The 1,865-nt window shown below is 47.9% G+C and carries 2 protein-coding genes; both read left to right on the forward strand.

Annotation, left to right across the window (positions count from 1 at the left end):
• The coding region (locus tag NFS31_RS26585; protein WP_416389503.1) for a Mu transposase domain-containing protein at window positions 1–1,000 on the forward strand (1,000 nt) is incomplete at its 5' end.
• A 6-nt stretch (window positions 1,001–1,006) separates the two neighbouring features.
• Window positions 1,007–1,783, forward strand: coding sequence for an IS21-like element helper ATPase IstB (istB, locus tag NFS31_RS26590; protein ID WP_251502066.1), 777 nt, complete (start codon window positions 1,007–1,009; stop codon window positions 1,781–1,783).
• Window positions 1,784–1,865: the final 82 nt, after the last annotated feature.

Here is a 1,865-nt window from a genome sequence, read left to right on the forward strand (position 1 = left end):
CATGAAGCAGAAATCATGGATAGCTGCCCATGTGCATATGTATGAATATTTTGGCGGTGTTGCCAAAATCTTAGTACCGGATAACTGCAAGACTGCCGTTATCCACAATGGCGGCTGGAAAGACCAGCAGATCAATGAGACCTACCAGGAAATGGCAGAGCATTATGGGACAGCCATTATCCCTGCGCGTGTCAGGGCTCCAAAGGATAAGCCAAATGCAGAAGGAACCGTAGGAGTGATATCCACGTGGATCACCGCCGCCCTTCGGGATGAGCAGTTCTTCTCCCTTGCCGAATTGAACCGGGCAATCAGGAGCAAACTGGAGCTATTCAACCACAAACTCTTTCAAAAGAAAGAGGGCAGCCGGATCAGCTTGTTTCTTGAGGAAGAAAAGCCATTTCTGGCACCGCTGCCTGCTACCCGCTTTGAACTGGCAGACTGGAAACAGGCTACCGTCCAGTTCAATTATCACATATCCGTGGACAGAATGCTATACTCTGTGCCATATGAATACATCAAAAAGAAAGTTGATGTACGGGTAACGGAACACACAATTGAAATTTTCTACAACCATAACCGCATCGCTTCCCACCGCCGCCTTACCGGGCACCCCGGGCAGTACAGTACCATTACAGAGCATATGCCGCAGGATCACCAGAGATATCTGGAATGGAACGGCGACCGTTTCCGCAAATGGGCTGAGCGGATTGGCATAAACACGTACACTGTGGTAAATGCAATACTTGCCTCCAAACCCGTGGAACAGCAGACCTACCGGAGCTGTATGGGGCTTCTGAAGCTGGCTGAAAAGTATTCAGACAGCAGACTGGAAGCCGCCTGCAAAAAGGCATTGTCCTTTACGGCTTCGCCCAGTTACAAGAGCATAAGCAACATTCTTGCAACCGGTGCTGACCAGACAGGTCCATCCGAAAATGGATCCGGAAACACGAAACAGAAAGCAAAAGGCATCACCCGTGGTGCCGATTACTATCGGAGGTAAACGCATATGACCAACCAGAGTACAATTGATAAATTAATCGAAATGCGTCTCACTGCAATGGCGGATGCATTCCGTAACCAGACAGACAATCCAAAACTTAAGGAAGTTCCTTTTGAAGACCGGTTCGGTATGCTGGTAGATATCGAATTCAGCAGCCGCAAGAATAACCGTCTAAAAAGGCTCATCCGGAATGCCGGATTCGATCAGCCGGATGCCAGTATCATGGATATCAACTATACATCCGGGCGTAAGTTGAACAGGGAACTCATCAAACGTCTTGCCACCTGCGAATATATCTCTGAACACCGGAATCTTTTTATTACCGGCGCTACAGGCTGCGGTAAGACTTACATGGCCTGTGCCTTTGGGATGGAGGCATGTAAGCAGTATTTCAACACCAGGTATATCCGTCTGCCGGATCTGCTCATTGATCTGGAAATGGCGCGGTCTGACGGCGGATACAAAAAGGTAATGGCAAAGTACGCCAATCCTTTGGTGCTTATCATTGATGAATGGCTTCTTTTAAAGCCTACGGAGACGGAGCAAAGGGATATTTTCGAACTCCTGCACAGAAGACGGAAGAAATCATCCACCATCTTCTGCTCCCAATATGAGTATTCTGAGTGGTATGACCAGCTCGGAGGCAATGACAGCCCTCTTGCCGATGCCATCATAGACAGAATCGCTCATGACAGCTATATAATCAACATCACCAGCATTGATCCCCAAAATGACAAATCAATGCGTGAGGTATATGGCTTAGATAAAGCATTGCGCGAGTAACCTCGCATTAGATGATTTCCGCCTTCCGGTCATCTGATTTCCAGATTTCCGGAAGTGCGATTTCATCGCACAAGAATATTCA

It is taken from the genome of Otoolea muris (assembly GCF_943193115.1).
GTDB classification, from domain to species: domain Bacteria; phylum Bacillota; class Clostridia; order Lachnospirales; family Lachnospiraceae; genus Otoolea; species Otoolea muris.

What these genes read in the sequence shown, in the direction of transcription:
- istB (WP_251502066.1), top strand. Translation starts at nt 1,007, where the DNA reads ATGACCAACCAGAGTACAATTGATAAATTAATCGAAATGCGTCTCACT.